18 protein-coding genes, 4 tRNA genes and 1 riboswitch are annotated in these 17,918 nt (G+C 61.5%); of the genes, 9 read left to right on the top strand and 13 right to left on the bottom strand.

Annotated features, from left to right (window positions below; all coding sequences use genetic code 11):
* Positions 1–48: 48 nt before the first annotated feature.
* The 7 genes from ACBG85_RS22760 to ACBG85_RS22790 form a co-directional block, all read right to left on the bottom strand.
* Positions 49–1,443, bottom strand: coding sequence for an NtaA/DmoA family FMN-dependent monooxygenase (locus ACBG85_RS22760; RefSeq protein WP_372024968.1), 1,395 nt, complete (start codon positions 1,441–1,443; stop codon positions 49–51).
* Positions 1,444–1,472: 29 nt separating this feature from the next.
* Positions 1,473–2,552 (bottom strand): LLM class flavin-dependent oxidoreductase, encoded by a 1,080-nt coding sequence (locus tag ACBG85_RS22765; protein WP_058226171.1) that lies wholly within the window; start codon positions 2,550–2,552, stop codon positions 1,473–1,475.
* A 4-nt stretch (positions 2,553–2,556) separates the two neighbouring features.
* A riboswitch (SAM riboswitch) is annotated at positions 2,557–2,652 on the bottom strand.
* Positions 2,653–2,831: 179 nt separating this feature from the next.
* Positions 2,832–4,460, bottom strand: coding sequence for an ABC transporter substrate-binding protein (locus ACBG85_RS22770; protein WP_214926406.1), 1,629 nt, complete (start codon positions 4,458–4,460; stop codon positions 2,832–2,834).
* Between the two features lie 241 nt (positions 4,461–4,701).
* Positions 4,702–4,778: transfer RNA gene (locus ACBG85_RS22775), tRNA-Phe, on the bottom strand.
* Between the two features lie 70 nt (positions 4,779–4,848).
* Positions 4,849–4,922, bottom strand: a tRNA-Asp gene (locus tag ACBG85_RS22780).
* A gap of 135 nt (positions 4,923–5,057) precedes the next feature.
* Positions 5,058–5,130 (bottom strand) — tRNA-Glu (locus ACBG85_RS22785).
* A 112-nt stretch (positions 5,131–5,242) separates the two neighbouring features.
* Positions 5,243–5,896, bottom strand: a complete 654-nt coding sequence (locus ACBG85_RS22790; protein ID WP_003940323.1) for a TetR/AcrR family transcriptional regulator — start codon at positions 5,894–5,896, stop codon at positions 5,243–5,245.
* 405 nt (positions 5,897–6,301) lie between these two features.
* Between ACBG85_RS22790 and ACBG85_RS22795 the strand changes: the two genes are divergently transcribed.
* From ACBG85_RS22795 to ACBG85_RS22805, 3 genes are all read left to right on the top strand, one after another.
* Positions 6,302–6,793 (top strand): MarR family winged helix-turn-helix transcriptional regulator, encoded by a 492-nt coding sequence (locus ACBG85_RS22795; RefSeq protein ID WP_007733882.1) that lies wholly within the window; start codon positions 6,302–6,304, stop codon positions 6,791–6,793.
* Positions 6,790–8,181 (top strand): MFS transporter, encoded by a 1,392-nt coding sequence (locus ACBG85_RS22800; RefSeq protein WP_372024974.1) that lies wholly within the window; start codon positions 6,790–6,792, stop codon positions 8,179–8,181. Before ACBG85_RS22795 ends, ACBG85_RS22800 begins: the two co-directional genes overlap by 4 nt.
* 12 nt (positions 8,182–8,193) lie before the next feature.
* Positions 8,194–8,266: transfer RNA gene (locus tag ACBG85_RS22805), tRNA-Lys, on the top strand.
* Between the two features lie 88 nt (positions 8,267–8,354).
* Here ACBG85_RS22805 and ACBG85_RS22810 read toward each other — a convergent pair.
* The 3 genes from ACBG85_RS22810 to ACBG85_RS22820 all read right to left on the bottom strand — a co-directional run bounded on the left by ACBG85_RS22810 (position 8,355) and on the right by ACBG85_RS22820 (position 10,339).
* Entirely contained in the window at positions 8,355–9,206 is an 852-nt protein-coding gene (locus ACBG85_RS22810; RefSeq protein WP_372024977.1) for an alpha/beta fold hydrolase, read from the bottom strand.
* Positions 9,207–9,268: 62 nt separating this feature from the next.
* Positions 9,269–9,577, bottom strand: coding sequence for a hypothetical protein (locus ACBG85_RS22815; RefSeq protein ID WP_209447923.1), 309 nt, complete (start codon positions 9,575–9,577; stop codon positions 9,269–9,271).
* A gap of 219 nt (positions 9,578–9,796) precedes the next feature.
* Complete coding sequence (locus ACBG85_RS22820) at positions 9,797–10,339, bottom strand: TetR/AcrR family transcriptional regulator (protein ID WP_030535258.1); 543 nt, start codon at positions 10,337–10,339, stop codon at positions 9,797–9,799.
* Positions 10,340–10,460: 121 nt separating this feature from the next.
* Here ACBG85_RS22820 and ACBG85_RS22825 point away from each other — a divergent pair, with 121 nt between their 5' ends.
* The 3 genes from ACBG85_RS22825 to ACBG85_RS22835 all read left to right on the top strand — a co-directional run bounded on the left by ACBG85_RS22825 (position 10,461) and on the right by ACBG85_RS22835 (position 13,336).
* A complete protein-coding gene (locus tag ACBG85_RS22825; protein ID WP_007733878.1) occupies positions 10,461–10,934 on the top strand; it encodes a DUF4334 domain-containing protein in 474 nt (157 codons plus the stop codon).
* A gap of 29 nt (positions 10,935–10,963) precedes the next feature.
* On the top strand, positions 10,964–12,052 hold the full coding sequence (locus ACBG85_RS22830) for an NAD(P)-dependent alcohol dehydrogenase (RefSeq protein WP_164490634.1): 1,089 nt from the start codon (positions 10,964–10,966) through the stop codon (positions 12,050–12,052).
* Between the two features lie 84 nt (positions 12,053–12,136).
* Positions 12,137–13,336 (top strand): low temperature requirement protein A, encoded by a 1,200-nt coding sequence (locus ACBG85_RS22835; protein ID WP_007733865.1) that lies wholly within the window; start codon positions 12,137–12,139, stop codon positions 13,334–13,336.
* Between the two features lies 1 nt (position 13,337).
* Here the strand turns inward: ACBG85_RS22835 and ACBG85_RS22840 are convergent, their stop codons facing one another.
* Positions 13,338–13,922 carry a hypothetical protein gene (locus tag ACBG85_RS22840; RefSeq protein WP_003940111.1) on the bottom strand — a complete coding sequence of 195 codons (585 nt, stop codon included), beginning with the start codon at positions 13,920–13,922 and terminating at the stop codon, positions 13,338–13,340.
* 45 nt (positions 13,923–13,967) lie between these two features.
* Positions 13,968–14,345 carry an MmcQ/YjbR family DNA-binding protein gene (locus ACBG85_RS22845; protein ID WP_020908916.1) on the bottom strand — a complete coding sequence of 126 codons (378 nt, stop codon included), beginning with the start codon at positions 14,343–14,345 and terminating at the stop codon, positions 13,968–13,970.
* A 99-nt stretch (positions 14,346–14,444) separates the two neighbouring features.
* Here ACBG85_RS22845 and ACBG85_RS22850 point away from each other — a divergent pair, with 99 nt between their 5' ends.
* Positions 14,445–14,891 (top strand): hypothetical protein, encoded by a 447-nt coding sequence (locus ACBG85_RS22850; RefSeq protein ID WP_003939955.1) that lies wholly within the window; start codon positions 14,445–14,447, stop codon positions 14,889–14,891.
* 99 nt (positions 14,892–14,990) lie between these two features.
* Complete coding sequence (locus ACBG85_RS22855) at positions 14,991–15,581, top strand: DUF937 domain-containing protein (RefSeq protein ID WP_003940105.1); 591 nt, start codon at positions 14,991–14,993, stop codon at positions 15,579–15,581.
* A gap of 56 nt (positions 15,582–15,637) precedes the next feature.
* Here ACBG85_RS22855 and ACBG85_RS22860 read toward each other — a convergent pair whose 3' ends face one another.
* Complete coding sequence (locus tag ACBG85_RS22860) at positions 15,638–16,822, bottom strand: MFS transporter (RefSeq protein ID WP_167349871.1); 1,185 nt, start codon at positions 16,820–16,822, stop codon at positions 15,638–15,640.
* A gap of 147 nt (positions 16,823–16,969) precedes the next feature.
* Between ACBG85_RS22860 and ACBG85_RS22865 the strand changes: the two genes are divergently transcribed.
* Positions 16,970–17,845, top strand: coding sequence for a LysR family transcriptional regulator (locus ACBG85_RS22865; RefSeq protein ID WP_080726688.1), 876 nt, complete (start codon positions 16,970–16,972; stop codon positions 17,843–17,845).
* The last annotated feature ends 73 nt before the right edge of the window (positions 17,846–17,918 follow it).

The raw sequence follows: 17,918 nt of genomic DNA on the forward strand, positions 1-17,918 counted from the left end.
GAGCTTGGTGGATTCGGCCGTCGCTGTGACTGTGTGGGACAGGACCCGTTACCCCGCAGCTTCAGACGTGGCCCGACGCGTGAGCGGCGGTCGCAACCCCAAGTGCTCTCGCAGCGTCGACGTGGAGTACTCGGTGCGGTACGCCCCACGCTCCTGCAGTTCCGGGATCAACCAGTCGACGATCTCGTCGAGCCCGGTCGGCACCAGGTACGGCGAGATGTTGAAGCCGTCCGAAGCTCCGTTGCGCACCCAATGGACCAACTGATCTGCGACCTGCCGCGGAGTGCCCGCAAAACCCGAACGCTGCGAGGTTTCGATGGCGACCTGACGTAGGGACAGATTCTTTGCCTCGGCAAGAGCACGCCATTCACGTGCGATCGCAATGGGGTCGTTGCCGTCCCGCGCGGAACCGCGCGTCTCCGAAACCGGGCGGGCAACCGGATCTTCCTCGGGGAGTGGACCGTCGGGGTCTCGATCGGAAAGGTCCTTACCCCACACCAGTCCGACGAGAGAGAGGGCAGTCTGACCGGTGAACTGGCCTTCGAGGACCCACCTTGCCTTCTCCTCGACCTCGGACTCGTTCTCCGCCAACACGATCTGCGTGCTGGGCAAGATCTTGACGTCGTCCTCCGGTCGCCCGGCTTTACGCAACCGAGCCCGAATGTCGTCGGCGAAGTCGAGCGCGCCGTCGAAATGAGTCCCGTGTCGCGAGAAGATGACGTCGGCATGGGTCGCCGCGAAATCGCGTCCACTCGGGGAATCACCCGCTTGGAAGATGACCGGATGCCCCTGGCGGCTTCGGGGAAGCGTCGGCGTCACGGAGATGTCGAACTGTGAAGTCTGCCTGCGCACGTCGCCGACGGCACCCGGAGTAGACCAGTTCTCGGACGTGCGAGAATCCGAGATCGCGTCGTCGGCCCACGAATCCCACAGTGCCCGCGCGGTTTCGATGAACTGCCCGGCACGCTCGTAGCGCAGGGAGTGGTCGAGGAAACCACCGCGACGGAAGTTCTCTCCCGTCCACGCGTTGTCGGTGGTCACCGCATTCCAGCCGGCCCGTCCGTCGGAAAGTAGGTCGAGGCCGGAGAGTCGACGCGCAAGGTCGGCCGGTTCGTTGTACGTGGTGTTCTGTGTCGCGACCAAACCGATCTTGTCGGTGATACCGGCGAGGGCGGCCAACTGCGCAATGGCGTCGGGGCGGCCGGCGATATCCAGATCGAGAATCTTGCCGTTCTGCTCGCGAAGGCGAAGGCCCTCACCGAGGAAGAAGGCGTCGAACAGACCTCGCTCGGCGGTGAGTACCAAGCGCCGAAACGTCTCGAAGTCGATCTGGGATCCGCTCGAGGAATCGGACCAGATGGTGGTGTGGTTGACCCCTTGGAAGAAGACGCCGAAGTGAACGTGAGCGTCGGGTCGAGGTACGGCGGAGCGTGATGCAGTCATAGCCGAAATGTCCTTAGCGCGAAGTCAAGTCAGGAGGAGTGGACGAATCGATTTGCGGGCCGCTGCAGGCCGAGGTTGCCCCTCAGAGTCGATCCCGGAACCGGGCGTCGCGTCAACCCGGCCTTGGACAGCGCCGGAAGCACGAATTTGGCCAGCACCGGAAGGTCCTCGTCGATCACGAGAGGGTGAAAATGAACACCGTCGAGGTGTCCGGCCAATTCCTTCAGAACCACGGCCGCTTCCCCCGGATCTGCAGCCAGGAGCAGTCGGCCGGTGACGACGGCATTCCCGTACGAGTTCAGCTCGGTCCTCCGCTGCGCCGCAGACAGATTCGGCGTATCGAATGCCACATCGACCTCGGCGAACACCAATGACGCGCCCTCATCGCGCGCCTTGGCAGCCGACTGTGCAATGGTCTCCACCGAATCACCGGAAACGAGAACAACATCCGGCTGGCGTGGATCGATTTCGCCGTAGCGGCCGAACACCACCAACTGGCCTTGAGGCGGCCGCGGAACGATTGCCGGCCCCTTCACCGAGAACGTGTCGCCCTCGAAATTGACGTAATGCAGACGATCACGCTCGAGGAAACGCCCACTGAGATAGTCACGAACGACGGCGTCGTCCTCCCACGAGTCCCAGAGATCGGTCACAACGGTGACCGAATCCCGCTGCTCTTGCTGACGCGCCGACTCCGTTGTTACCGGAGCCCTCCCCCACGCCCTCGCCGCGGCATCGTCTTCGACCGGAACAGCAAGCCAGCCGCCACGCCCACGCGAGGAGTAGTCCAACGTCGCCAATTGCGAGGACGTATGAAACGGTTCGGCGTACGTGGTCCCGACGACGGGGACCAGCCCGATCGTGCTGGTTGTCGCCGCCACGTACGACGCCCTCGAGACGGCATCGATGCGGCCGACGACGTCACCACTCGGGGGGAGGATGGAATCGTCGAACGTCGCGAACGTGAAGCCGGCATTCTCGGCAGCCGCGACGCGATCGCGCACGGCTTTGCCCGTGAGCAGCTGGTCCGGGCGGTGTGAGCTTCGGCGCCAGGCAGCGGGGTGAGTGCCCTCGCCGTCCAGTTCGATACCCACGGCAAATACAGTCATGTGTCCTCCATCGGTCCTGGCGGTAGCACCCACACTGCGGTTAGGTAGCGGGTTGCTGCGGCATCATCGAGCCAGGTCTCTCAGCCACTCTGGATGGTGGATGCAATCTATGCGGGCCACGCTGGGCAAGTCAAATCACGCTTGTCGAATCATATTGACCTACAACATATTTCAATACAATCATCCTGATCGAAAGGGTTGCGCAACGCTAGCCGACGTAGACACGAAAGAGCCCCGCCCGACTCGCGTCGGACGGGGCTCTCGGTGTGCGCTGGAACGCTACGTCGCGCCCATCCATGCCTGATCGAACAGCATGATGCCGGTTGCAGTCGGAACCACACCGTGCACGTTCTTCTGCCAAGCCCAGAACGACGTGAGCCCGCCGATCGGCGCCGACGGAACCGTCTCGTTCCACAGCGTCTGAATCTTGCCGATGATCGCCAGGGTCGACGAATTGTCCTTGGCTTGTTGTAGATCTGCGATCAGCTGATCCATCGCCGGGTTCGCATATCCAGCAGTATTCGCCATCGAGGTGCTGTTGGTCGTGGAGAACAATCCGAGATCGAGAATCGACTCGTACATTCCGATGCCCGCGTGCGCGAGGTCGAAATCGTGCTTGACGTAGACGTTCTGCACGATGTCGCCGGCGTTGTTGGCCAAGATCAAGTTCACCTCGAACCCGACGGCCTGCAACAGTGACTGCACGGCGAGGCCGATCGCGTGGTCCTTCGGCTCACTGAGAACGACGTAGTCGAGGCTGCCGTCGTACCCGTCTGCCTTCGCCTGATTCAAAAGTTCCTTCGACTTTTCGGGGTCGTAGGCAATACCCGGTGTGTCTACATGCCATTGAGACGTCGGACCGAACAACTCCGAGCCCGGCAGTCCCTCACCGTTTTCCACTCGCTGATCGATCAACGTGGTGTCGAGCGCGTAGCCGATAGCCTGACGGACGCGAACATCCGAGCCCGGTCGGCCCTCACGGTTGTTGATAATCTCGGCACTACCGGCATTGAGCACGTCGATGTAGCCGGGGTAGCCAGCGGACTTGGCGGAATTGATCGCCGACGTGAGGCCGCGAATGTAGGCGACATCGAGCTGACCGCTGTTCAATGATTCGAGATTGGCCTGCGGACCGTTGAGCGCAACCATCCGCAACTTGTCCAGCTTGGGGGCGCCGCCGTAGTAGGACGGGTTGGCCTTGAAGATTCGCTCGACGCTCGGTGTGAAGACATCTTCGGTGAAGGGTCCGGCTCCGACGGCGGTGAACTTGTCGCCCTGCTGCGAACTCGGGGCGACGATCATCCCGTGCCCGAGAGCGAGCATCGACGGAAAACGCATCCACGGCGTCTTCAGCTTGAATTCCACTGTCGTCGGACCGCTTGCCTGCGCCGATTCCACCGAAGCCAGCCACAGTTCGGCGCCATTGCCCTTGCCCGCGTTGTACCGATCGATGCTCGCGATCACGGCGTTGGCGTCGAGGGTGGTGCCGTCACTGAACTTCACACCGTCGCGAAGTTTCAGCGTCCAGGTGGCTCCGTCGTCAGCTGTCTCGAGCGATTGAGCCAACTTGGGCTCGAACTCGCCGCTCGCAGTGTCGTAACTCATCAGGACGTCGTACACAGCAGCGAAGGCCTCACCGCCGGAACCGCCGCGCGCGGCCGTCTTCGTCGGGTCGAGTGAGGGAACGAGCACCTGTACGCCGTACGTCATGGTCCCGCCGGCCACCGCAGTTCCCGGATCGGGCTGCTCGTTGACCATGCCGGTCACGACGTCCGCCGACGCGGTCGTCGTATCGGTCCCGCTGTCGTCACCGTTGCTCGCGCAGCCCACCAACAGAACCCCGGTGCCGAACAATGCGACGGCGACCCGGCTGACTTTCCCGATGCGCCAAGATCTCGAGTGCGACACGGAGATTCCACCTCACTTTCAGTAGACGCAGCCACGGATCGGCCGCAATCGGCTAATAGTGATGTCCTCTGTGGAGTGACGCCCAGCACGTTCCCGGTGACCGGAAACATTCACGGAGACAAAGGATGCGCATAACTGAGATGATCGGGCCGAGTGGTTGACGGCGACTGACATCCGAATACGAAAAAGCTCCAACCTTATGTTCGAAGAACATGAGATTGGAGCTTGTCGAAAAGAATTATGGTGGCCAGGGCCGGGATCGAACCGGCGACCTTCCGCTTTTCAGGCGGACGCTCGTACCAACTGAGCTACCTGGCCGGACGGCACCCGAACCGAATGCCTATCGCATTGCTTTGTTCTCAACCGATTGATTGAGAACAAAGCTTTGCGACCCTGACGGGACTCGAACCCGCGACCTCCGCCGTGACAGGGCGGCGCGCTAACCAACTGCGCCACAGGGCCTTGCTTTTTCCTTGCTGTGAAACCGTACTACATCTTCGAGCCGCTCCCAAACCACTGTCCTGGCCTGGCATTTGTGCATCTCAAAGCGTGTCGTGCGGGTCAAACCATACTGCATCGTTTCGCTTTCGCAAAACGTACCCCCTACGGGATTCGAACCCGCGCTACCGCCTTGAAAGGGCGGCGTCCTAGGCCGCTAGACGAAGGGGGCCCGCCGGATCTCTCCGAACTAGTACCCCAACGGCGTTCCGTTGGGAGCTTGGATAGCTTATGGCACGGCATTCGGAAATCACAAATCGCCTGTTCACGGGCAGAAAAGTGCACTATTCAGTGTCAGGGAACTCGACTTGGGGCCACCCGTCACGATGGAACGTCTCCAACCACTGCGGCGTAGCCATGGCTTCGAGGACTACTTCGAGAGACTCCTCGAACCACTCGCCCAGATCTCCACTGGAGGCAATCAGGTCTGCCATGTACCGCTGACCGGCAAGGCTCGCTGCCAGTACACGCGTGAATTTGTCCGGGTCGGCGTCCTCTCGGAGCAAACCGTCGTCCTTGGCACGCAATGCCAACTCATAGGCGGTCTTTCCCCAGACCTGCCCACCACCGGACTGCACATCCTTGTAGAACTCGGGCTCGATGATCAGCCGGAATTCCGCCTGCACGATTACCTCGGCACGGAAGACCTCGGCAATGTCGAGCACGAGACCGTGCAAAGCGACGAATGGATCGAGGTCTGTTCTCTTGGCCCAACGATCAGTAATTCCAGTGAAGGTTTCGATAGCCGAGGTCAGAACCGCTCGCGCCAACTCTTCCTTGGACTGGAAATGGAAATACATGGCGCCTTTGGTGGCGCGGGAGCCCTCGAGGATCGTGTTCACCGACGCAGCTGCATAGCCGCGCTTGGCGAATTCGACTGCAGCCGCTTCGACCAGGGCGGCGCGGGTACGCCGCGCACGCTCTTGTTGACGTGCCATTTACGGTGTTGTGCCTCTCGCAGAGTTGGTACGCAGAGCCGCCGTGATCGGCGCCTGTCATCCCCCGAAACTTCACAATATCCCCTCCAACACACCCTACGTAAGGACTAGAGCCATACCCGCCAAAAGTACTAGACACAATCGGCTGTTCAGGGGGCAAGAACCGACTTTATGCCCAAAAGACACCAAGTGGTATGGTTTTGGCCGCTCGGGTGCGCCGCAGGGGGTGCGCATCCGAGCTTTTTCGTGCCCGAGATTCTGATAATTCGACCTCGCAGACGGAACTGCTTCGCCGACCGATGGACAGCAGTCCCAAGGTTTTAAACAACTAGTGCAATTGTTTATTCCCCCTTTTCCGTCGAAACCGTGCTGGCAGCATCGAAACAACACAGTTAGACTGTCTAAATGAACGTTGGAGAGGGTCGCAGCAAGGCTCGAGACGAGATCGACGTACTTTGGGACGATCTGGGTGCCTTCGTCCGACGTCTACGCACCAAACGCAACGACCACAAGCTCACGCCGAGCCAGATCCAGGCCCTCGGCCACCTCGACCGACAAGGTCCGTCGACCGCCAAAGAGTTGGCAAAATTCGAGCGCGTCACACCGCAATCAATCGCAAAGACCGTGGCCGCGCTCGAAGAACAGGGCATGGTGACGCGAAGGGCGGATCCATCGGACGGCCGCGCGGTCTTGGTCACGATGACCGAACTCGGCACATCGACCCTTCACGAAGACCGAACGAAACGAACAGAGTGGCTGGCTGAGGTCATCGACGCCGAGTGCACCGAAGCCGAGCGTGACTTGCTTCTGATCGCCGGCCGAATCCTGCGCAGACTAGGCCAGGGCGAGTCCCCAGCATCGACATCGATATCAGAGGAGTCACTGATGAACTCGTGACCACCGTCGTCGAAACGCCGACCCCCCAAACTCCCGTTCCACTGAAACTGAGTCTTGCTCTCGGCTCCGGAACCGTTCTTCAAGCGCTGAACTCGTCGATGATTGCCGTGGCAATCGTCCCGATCGCCACATACTTCGGTTCCAGTTCAGGCACAGCGTGGGTCATCTCGGCCCTCTACATCGCGACTGCGGTCACGGCGCCGGCGGCTGGTCGACTCGGATCGATCCTCGGCGCCAAACGCGTCTACCTCGCCGGATTGGGCCTGATCGCTGCCGGATCGATCCTCGGCTCGCTCGCCCCGTCGCTGGGCTGGCTGATCGCCGCACGAATCCTGCTCGGAATCGGCACGGCGACACAGTATCCGAACGCAATGACCGTCATCCGCGAATACGCTGACCGCCACCGGACTCAAACCCGTTCAGCTATAGCAACACTCACCATTTGCGCTCAATCGGTCGTCGCGCTGGGGCCCACTCTCGGCGGGTTGTTGGTCGGCACACTCGGTTGGCAATCGATCATGTGGGTGAACCTCCCACTTGTCGTCGTCACTGCCGTATGGGTCTTCTTCGCCGCCCCGAGCGACTCCGCCCTGCCCGACCGGGCCGGCGCCGCTGCGTTGTTCAAATCTCTCGACCCACTCGGCATCACCCTGTTTCTCGCTCTGACGACATCGACGATGCTCTTTCTCCTCTCTCTCGCCGAGCACGCGAAGTGGTACCTCGTCCCGTCGACGGCCCTCTTCGCGTTCCTGTTCGTCTGGTGGGAACGTCGAACGGCCTCGGCGTTCATCGACGTCCGTGCCGTCGCTCGAAACCGCGCACTGAGCATGACTCTCGGCCGGACGCTTCTGACGTACACGGCGTTCTACTGCATCTTCTTCGGGCTCCCCCAGTGGCTACAGGTAGCCCGCGGAATGTCACCGATCAGCGCCGGACTCTTCATGCTGCCCGTCGCTGCGGTCGGGATCTTCGCGACCATGTCCGCATCCAGGGTGTACGGGAAATTCGGCGCACGGATCACCCTCCTGATCGGCACCGCTGCGTTGGCTGTCGGCGGGATTCTGATTGCCTTTGTCGAATCGAGTTCGACTCCCCTAGTGGCACTCCTGCTGATTGCGGCGATCCTGGGCATTCCCAACGGCTTCAACAACATGGGAAACCAGAACCTGATCAACTCGGTGACCACCTCCGCCGACGTCGGAACTGCGATCGGTCTGTACCGAACAATCCAGTACATCGGCGCCAACCTTGCTGCCGTCGTCATCGAGTTGACCATGCGCGGAACCATCGACGACGCGGGTCTGCATCGCACGGGCGGGACCATCGCCGTCATCGGAATCACCCTTCTGGTGGGGGTGGTGTTTTCACGGACTCTGCGGTCCCGTTAGACTCTGCGCCGCGCCCCTATAGCTCAGTTGGTAGAGCTACGGACTTTTAATCCGCAGGTCGTAGGTTCGAGTCCTACTGGGGGCACAAATGCAGACCCGGCGCCTCATTCGGAGGCGCCGGGTCTTGTGCATTCGTGCCACATCAATTCGGGCCACATGAATGCATCAGCAGGTCATCGAAGCAGGAACTCGAGGGTCACGCGCTCGAATGCCTCCTTGGCTTCGATCATCACCCAGTGCCCGCAGTTCGGAAATACATGCAGTTCGGCGTTCGGAATCAGTCGCATCGGAATCATCGGCATATCCGGTGGACACTGCCGATCATCGAGCCCCCATGTCAGCAAGGTCGGGCATTGCACCTTGTGCATCATCGACCAGTACGGCGGCACATCCGAGTTGGACATCATCTGCTGCTGAGCGGCAAAGGCTTTGGATCCGTACATCGCGGTCAATGCCTGGTGCGAGGCCGGATCGTTGGCCGTTTGCCATCGTTCCTCGATCCGCTCCTCGGTGATCACGGATCTGTCGTAAACCATGCACTCGAGCCAGCGAACCAACTTCTCACGGCTGGGAGCGTCGGCGAATTCCTGGAGGAGACGCGTACCTTCGCTCGGGTTCTGACTGAAGATGTTCGGGCCCACGCCTCCGATGGTGACGAATCTGCGGACGCGGTCAGGGAACCTCATCGCGACGTTGACCCCGACAACTCCGCCCATCGAATTGCCGATCATCGCAGCGGATTCGATTCCCAGCGCATCCATGAATCGAACCACCGCCGAGGTTGCCGTGAGAACTGGATGACCGTCGACGGCATCGCTCACGCCGAACCCCGGGAACTCGAGGAGGTAGCAGTGGAAGTGCTTTGCGAACACCTCGAGGTTCCCCCGGTAATTCCGCCAACCACTCACACCGATCCCGGAGCCGTGCAACAGGATCAACGGCGGACCATCGCCCGCCTCGTGATAGCGCAAAGTCCCCTTGTCAGTAGCGACTTCGCGTTTGGTCCCTTCGTAAGTCACGTCCATACCGCAAGATTAGAACGTGTTACAGATTTGCGACGGCTGATTGCGGAACTTCGCAATCACTGTCAGAAGCATCCCCCGCTGCCTCGACGCCCACTGCGATTCGTAGACTTCTGCTCGCTCGGTTTCGACTTCCCCGTCCCGGCCTTCACACACCGGTTGGGGCGCCGCACCTGCTCGAAGTGCCCGGCGCTCACCGCATGACCGGCCACGCTGACCTTGACCGGCGCATCCGCGCGGGCGGTTCCGACTTGCGCCGATCCCAACGTCAGGGCGCAAGCAGCCACAACGACCAGCGCTACCTTCTTCGAGATCTTCATATGCACGGCCACTTCGACACGGGTCCACTCCAGATGCTGAACAGGTGCGCGCACCGAAGGAACACGCTCGGCGTCGACGATATTCAGTCAGGGTGGCCGGCCGCGATCCTTTTGCTCACCAGCATCTGAACAGTCGACGACAAAAGTTTTGGCGGCACGTCAACATCCCGAGGGCGTCAACGAGCCGACGCCCAACGTACGCACCGATACTGAGAAATCCGTAAATCCGGGCAACCACACAGCGACGGGCGTGGACGTTCGCGTTTGGACTCGCTACGCCACAATCAAACGCCGAACCGCCTCGACTGCCGCCTCCCGACGTCGAGGGATGGAACGAGACGACTTGAGCGCGAGCATCCGGGCGATATCCGTGATCAGCAGGATCAACTCCGTGGGATTCCACGCGGGGTCGATGTGTCCCTCGAGCTGCCCCTTGCGGATCTCCGCAACTTTAGGCCGGAAGGTCTTACTTCGTATGTCGTCCTCACTCATGACGTCCGGCGCTTCGAGATCCGCCCATTGCTGCAATCGGGCGTTCTCGGGATGGGCAACGTAGTTGTCGAAGAGGCGACCTGCATAGCCCGGCAAGTCGTCACCTCGAAGTGCTGTCTCCGCGGTTGTTTCGGACGTCCACTGTTCGGTCACGGCAGCGAACAACTCTTCCTTGCTTGCGAAGTACGCATAGAGACGGTCTTTGCTGGCACGCGCTTGGGCGGCGATCCGATTGATCCGCGCGCCGGCCAGCCCGTACGTGGCAAATTCGTCCTTTGCGGCCGCCAGAATGCGGTCCCTCGTAGCTTCCCCTGCTGAGCGCATGTTGACAGCCTAGAACGAATCGACCGTTGCCGAACCATCCGGTTCGGCGTAGCGTGCAGAGTTGACGAACAATTTGGTTCGCGAACAAGTCGTGCCACTTACCGTCGACTCGAGGAGAGACATGAATCTCGACGAAGCCCGAACTGCTTTCGCCCGGCTCCGTGCTGCGGAAAGTGGTGTATCACCAGCAGAACTCGACGAAGTCTGGGCCGCGCTGGAAACCGTCGCCGCCGAAGAAATCCTCGGCGAGTGGAAGGGTGACGACTTCGCCACCGGTCACCGTCTTCACGAAAAGCTGTTCGCGAGCCGTTGGTACGGCAAGACCTTCAACTCGGTCGAGGACGCCAAGCCGTTGATCTGCCGAGACGAAGACGGCAACCTCTACTCCGACGTCAAGAGCGGCAATGGCGAGGCAAGTCTGTGGAACATCGAGTTTCGTGGCGAAGTCACGGCGACGATGGTCTACGACGGCGCGCCGATCTTCGACCATTTCAAGAAAGTCGACGATTCGACGCTCATGGGCATCATGAACGGAAAATCGGCGTTGGTTCTCGACGGCGGACAGCACTACTACTTCCTGCTCGAGCGAGCGTGATTCGCGCCGAACAGAATTCGACGTCCGCCATGCAGATGACAGCGGCGCTCTCACACGGCCCGCACTCCCCCTTCACACTCGACACCGTCGAGATCGACGAACCCCGCGCAGACGAGATCCTGGTTCGCATCGTCGCGACCGGCCTGTGCCACACAGATCTGTTCACGAAGTCGGTGCTACCGGAAAGACTCGGCCCCTGCGTGTTCGGGCACGAAGGGGCGGGGGTGGTCGAGGCCGTCGGCTCGGCGATCGACAAGGTCGTGCCCGGCGATCACGTGTTGTTGAGCTATCGCAGTTGCGGTGCGTGCAGGCAATGTCTCAGCGGTCATCGGGCGTACTGCGAAAGCTCACACGCGCTCAACAGCTCTGGCGCACGCACCGACGGCTCGACGCCGATCCGGCGAGACGGAACCCCGCTACGGTCCGCCTTCTTCGGCCAGTCCAGCTTCGCGGAATACGTCATCGCCTCTGCCGACAACACCGTCGTCGTCGATCCTGCAGTGGACCTGACCGTCGCGGCTCCCCTCGGCTGCGGATTTCAAACCGGCGCGGGTGCAGTGCTGAATCTACTTCGCCCCGAGCCCGACTCGACGTTTGCCGTTTTCGGGGCAGGCAGCGTCGGACTCGCAGCGCTGCTGGCGGCGAGGGCTGCCGGCGTTTCCACCCTGGTCGCCGTGGACCCCGTTGCGCAGCGGCGCGAACTCGCCGAGGAATTCGGCGCCGTCACTGTCGATCCGACCACCGAGGACGCGGTCGAAGCAGTACGCGCCGCCACCGACGGAGGTTCGACACATTCCCTCGACACCACCGGAATCGGCTCCGTGATCAATCAAGCCGTCACATCACTTCGAGCACGGGGAACACTGGCAGTAGTCGGACTCGGAGCATCCACGGTCGAGGTGAACATGGCCGACATCATGCTGAGCGGAAAGACAATTCGAGGATGCATCGAAGGAGAGTCGGAAGTCTCGACATTCATCCCCGAACTCGTCGAGCTCTTCACCGGTGGCCGGTTTCCGATCGACCGCTTGGTGACGCGCTACGCGTTCTCCGACATCAACAAAGCCGTCGAAGATCAGGCGTCGGGCCGAGTCGTCAAACCCGTTCTCGTGTGGTGAGGGGCGAAATGTCTCATTCGTCGACCCGACGGAATTCGCCCTAGACTGCGCTCCTGCACTAGACGTCGGAGCAAGGTGGGGACGATGACAGAACACACCAGTACGGGCGCGGGCCACGGCCGGGCCGTTATGCCGATCATCCGGATGCGCGCACGCAGCCGCGACGAGAACCATCGCGCATCGACACCACTCGAACTGTTCTTCGACCTGTGTTTCGTGGTTGCAGCCGCACAGGCCGGAGTTCAACTGGTGCATGCTGTTGCCGAGGGCCACTACGCCGACGGCATCGCCGGCTATATGTTCGTCTTCTTCGCGCTGTGGTGGGCGTGGGTGAACTTCACCTGGTTCGCGTCTGCCTACGACACGGACGACGTCCCCTACCGGGTCGCGACCTTCGTACAGATTTGTGGCGTGCTCGTCTTCGCCGCCGGAATCCCCGACGCATTCGACGGAACCGACCGTACGACGGCCATCGTCGGCTACCTCATCATGCGAATTGCGCTCACCTGCCAATGGCTTCGAGCCGCCAGCGGTGAATCCGGTGCAGCGCGAACCACTGCTCTGCAATATGCCGCCGGGCTCGTGATCGTCCAGGCCGGCTGGATCGTGCTGCTCCTGATGCCGGCGTCGGCGTGGATTCCGGGCTTCTTCGTTCTCATGATCGCCGAACTCGCGGTGCCGGCGATCGCCGAACGCAACCACCAGACGCCGTGGCACCCGCATCACATCGCCGAACGCTACGGCCTCTTCACCATCATCATGCTCGGCGAAACCATCGCTGCCGCGACCATCGCGGTCCAATCCGGCATCCGGGATTTCGACGCCGCCGATCTACTGATTCCGATTGCCGTCGGCGGAGTTCTGATCGTGTTCTCCGCGTTGTGGATCTACTTCGCCGTCCCGATCCACGAGTACCTCGCAGACCAAGGCAATCGCGCCGTCCTGTTGTGGGGATACGGGCACTACTTCGTATTCGGATCCGCTGCGGCCATCGGCGCCGGCATCGAAGTAGCCGTCGAGGAAGCAGTTGGCGAAGCGCACATTTCGACGTTCGCAGCATCTGCCGCGGTCACGATCCCCGCCGCGATGTTCCTGATCTTCGTGTGGCTCATGCACTCACGACACTTCAAGCGTGACCGGATCGAGCAGGCTGTTCTACCGGTGAGCGCAATCCTGGTTCTCGCCTGCACATTTGCCGGACACTGGGCGGTCCCGCTCGCCGGACTGGTGGCGGCGGGAACCGTCGGAGTCGGTGTCGGCCTGAGTACTCGGTCGAAGAGCTGACTCAGATTTCCGGAGCCGGAGCCTCGCCCTTGCTCTGCGGCTCGTGCTGCTTGAGCTCACCGCGCATCTTGTCGAGATCCTTTCCACGCTTTTTGTACATGTAGCCGAGCGCGACAAGTCCAAGGAACAACGCAACCCCCAGGACGGCACCGACAACGGATGCTCCGCGGAATCCGGGGCCGTCGACGTCGAGGATCCGCTCGCCCGCATGCGCAGCGTTGTTGTTGCCGAGAACAACTGTCAGAGAGAGCAGATTCGGCAGCGCGAAGATCACACCCAACGCGAGAGCCGTGATCTGCATGATTCGAGCATGCTTGCGCTTGCGCACCTGCCAGACCGCCCGGAAGAAGATGAGCGGGACCAGGGTGCACACGAGACCGAACAGCAGCCCCCACGCGATTCCGGCGCTGAAACTGCCGTTCGCCAACGACGCAATGCGCTGCGCCCACCAACGCGGAAGGAAGGCGGCAAGGATGAAGTAAGCGATGACCAGGACCACCGCCATCACTGCGATCCCGATGGCCTTCTTCGCCCACGGCGGCATGCCCGGTTTTGCGGTGGCCGGTGAAGTTTCCGGTGTCGTCATGACAATTCCTCGTCTAGTCGGCGTCTGTACTGACGAATCTATCCGTTACGGGCGTTCCTCATCCGCATCGAGAACGATCCGGGCAAGCCGCTTCGGCGCAACGAGGGTGAACGAGGTGTAGATCCACTCCTCCAGTTGCGACCATTTCTCCTCGGAAACGTCGGTGCCGATGTCGAGTGCAACCCACCCGTGTCGACCGAGTCCGTAGCCCGCAGCACTTGCGCCTGGTTCGGTGGCCACCACCGCTTCGGCTTCCTCCTTGCTCAGCTTGACGGTCAAGGAGGTGGCTTCGAGGTTGCAGAACACGAAGTTCTTGCCGCGGACCCGGAACGTCGGGTGGCCGTCCCACGCTTCGATGTCGACGCGCTCCGCTTCCGGCAGCGACAGCGAGATCTCTTCGAGTCGACGCATGTTGTCGGGCATGGAGACGATTCTGCACGCCCGATACCGAGCTTGACACCCGCGACACAGCTAGGCTCGGCGACGACCGCGTCACCGAACTCCGAACACAGGGAGACTGGCATGCGCACGTTAGTTCATCTCGTTCTGCTCATTTGTGGAATCGCCGTTGCCGTCGGCTCGTTCATGTACGTACTGGCCGGGGTCAAACCCGACAACGTTCGCCTCGAGGACCTGCGGGACGGCTTTCCGGCCGGGTGGGCAATCGAGCAACTCGGCGATCAGTCCGTGACCTTCTACCGGTCGATGGCGATACTTCTGCTCGCCGCCGCCGTATTGATTCTGATCGCCGCATTGTTCGGTTCTCGCATCGCAGCATGGATCGGAATTATCGTGGGATTGGGGACTCTTGGCACGTTCTACTACCGCGTGAACGATCAGTTCGACAATGTCATCAGGGAAAACTACTCCACGATCCTGACAAATCAGACAGGATTCATTCTGACGGCCGGCGGACTGATTCTCGCTCTCCTAGCGTGCCTGGTCCCCCGCGAGAAGACCCGAGCCTGACCGCTCGGCAACCGGAGGGTTACCGTCGACGCCGACATTCACTAGTGTCTGCAACAGCCGGGTACTGACGAGTAGTACCCCAGAAGAGGTAGGGCATCAATGGCATCGCTTGACGACCTTCTATCCCAGATCCCCATCGACCAGATCGCGCAGCAACTCGGCGTCGACCAGGCAACTGCCGAATCGGCGGTCAAGACTGCACTTCCGACCCTCGTCGGTGGCCTCGGCGCCAACGCTCAGGATCCCGCCGGCGCAGCCTCACTCGAAAGTGCACTGCAGTCGCACGCCGACACCAGCCTTCTCGACGACGGCGTCGACATCAGCAAAGTCGACACCGCTGACGGTCAGAAGATCGTCTCGAACATCTTCGGCGGCAACACCGATCAGGTCGCCAGCGCACTGGGCGGTGTCGGTGGCGGCGGTGGAAACGATCTGGTGAAGCAGTTGCTGCCGATCCTCGCTCCCATCGTCCTGGCCTACCTCGCCAAGCAGTTCACCGGTGGCGGTGCCGGCGCGCAGACCCAGGCCTCCGGTGGCGGCGGGCTCGGGGATCTCCTCGGCGGAATTCTCGGCGGCGGCGGCAATTCCGGCGGCGGCATCGGCGGCGCACTCGGCGGCATCCTGGGTGGATCCGGTGGCGGCGGCCTCGGAGACCTGCTCGGCGGCCTCCTCGGCGGCGGCAAGAAGTAAGACGCTCGACAGAACGCACTGCGGCGATCCCGTTCGGGGTCGCCGCAGTGCTCTGTTCAGTCAATCGTCGAAGATCGAAACATCCTCAGTGACAAGGCAAACGCAACCAACAGCAGCGCGCCCACAAAAGTACTGACCCCGACCCAACCGCCACCCGCGTATGCAAGACCCGCGAGGGCGCCCGCCACGGACGAACCCGCGTAGTAGGCAAACAGATACAACGCCGACGCCTCGGCCCGGTGATCGGTAGCGATCAGCCCCACCCAACCGCTGGCCACCGAATGTGCGGCGAAGAATCCTCCGGTGAAGAGCAGCATCCCCACGAGCGTCAACGCCAGATTGTCCGGAACGGTCAGTGCCAGGCCGATACCGATGACGACAACCGACCCGAGCAGCACGCTGCGCCTACCCAGTCGGTCAGAGGCCCCGCCGGCTACCGCCGAGGTGAAAGTTCCGGCAAGGTAGAAAAGGAACACCAGGCCCACAAGCGCTTCAGGAAGGCCGAAAGGTGCTGCCGTGAGCCGAAACCCGAGGAAGTTGTAGATCGACACGAAGCCGCCCATCAGGATGAATCCCAAAGCGAAGAGTGTTCGCAGCGACGGGTTCGCAAGGTGACGTCGTAGATTCGACGCGATCGTGCGCGCCGATATCGGTTGCGGGCGAAAGAACTTCGACGCGGGAAGCCGCCGGATCATGTTGAGCGCGAACAATGCCGACAGCGCGGACGCAGTCAACAGCGCCCAACGCCACGTACTGAAATCGACGACGGCCGACGGCACGAGCCGTCCGATCAGCCCACCGATCGTCGTGCCGGCGACGTACCTTCCCATCGCTGCACCGAGGTCCTTCCGATCGACCTCCTCGGCCAGATAGGCCATCGCCACCGCCGGGACACCGGCCAGAGCCAATCCTTGTGCTGCGCGTCCGACCAGCAGAACCTCGATCGTCGGACTCAGCGGCAGAAGTAAACCGATCACACAGGACGCCGACGCCGACGCGATCATCACCCGTGTGCGACCGAACCGCTCGGAGAGCGCACTGGCCGGAATGATTGCCAACGCCAACATGCCCGTCGTCGCCGAGACGGACAGCGCAGACACCGCAGGCGAGACGTGGAAGTCTTCGGCGAACGCAGGCAGCAACGCCTGTGCCGCGTACATCGAGATGAACGTCGACAGCCCGGCCGCGAACAACGCAACGGTCACGGTTCGATATCCCGATGTTCCGCGGCGAAGCGGCATCACTTCGGATTCGATCACATTCTCGACAGTCACCACGTACCTCCAGGCATCACTTACCTCCGGCAAGAATCCTCCCGCCCAGACTCGGCAAAAGAAAATGCATAAACTTGATGTTCTATATGCTCCAGAGGTATATAAATTGGGTTCGTGATGCTGACCGAAGACCTCGAATGGTTTGTCGTGCTCGCCGAAACCCAACAGGTGACCGCTACCGCGGATCTGACTCACCTGTCGCAGCCGACCCTTTCGCGCAAACTCGCTCGCCTCGAACGACAGATCGGCGTGACACTCTTCGACCGTCAGGGACGCCGACTCGAACTGAACCGGTACGGCGAGATCCTCTATCGACATGCTCGCATCGCACTGCGTGCCCTCGACGCCGCGCAGACCGAAATCCAGTCGCTGGCGAGCCCCGAGAGCGGCACGGTCCGACTCGACTTCCTCCACTCGTTCGGCACCTGGTTGGTGCCGCACATGCTGCGCGGATACCGCGTCGAGTATCCCGGAGTGCGATTCGAACTGCATCAGGACAGCGCGCAGTTCCTGGTCGACAGAATCGCCGCCGGCACGTCCGACCTGGCCGTCGTCTCGCCTCAGCCGCGCGATCCGCAGGTGGCGTGGATGCAGATCGCCCAGCAGTCACTGGCATTGGCTGTTCCGGCTGATCATCGCTTTGCGAAGTTGCATTCGGTCGAGCTTGCGGACGCGGCCGACGAACCGTTCATCGGTATGCATCCGAACTTCGGGATGCGAAGAATTCTCGATGAACTGTGCGCGGCCGCAGGATTCACTCCGAATTTCGTCTTCGAGAGCAGCGAGCTGGCAACGGTCGGCGGACTGGTCTCCGCGTCCTTCGGTGTCTCGGTCATGCCGGTTCAGGATCCACCGATCTGGGCCGAAGGAGTCGTCTATGTACCGATCGAAGGAGCACAGCGAAAAATAGGGCTGATCTGGTCGAAGAGTCGCAAGCTGTCCGATCCCGCCCGGACGTTCCGCGACTACGTCGAAAGAACGACTTGGTAGTGAAAGTGCCCCCGGATAACTACGGATCGGTAACATCCCTCGAGGGGAGCAATTTTCATGCCATTCTTTTCAA

Source organism: Rhodococcus sp. NyZ502 (assembly GCF_041464245.1).
GTDB lineage: Bacteria > Actinomycetota > Actinomycetes > Mycobacteriales > Mycobacteriaceae > Rhodococcus_F > Rhodococcus_F qingshengii.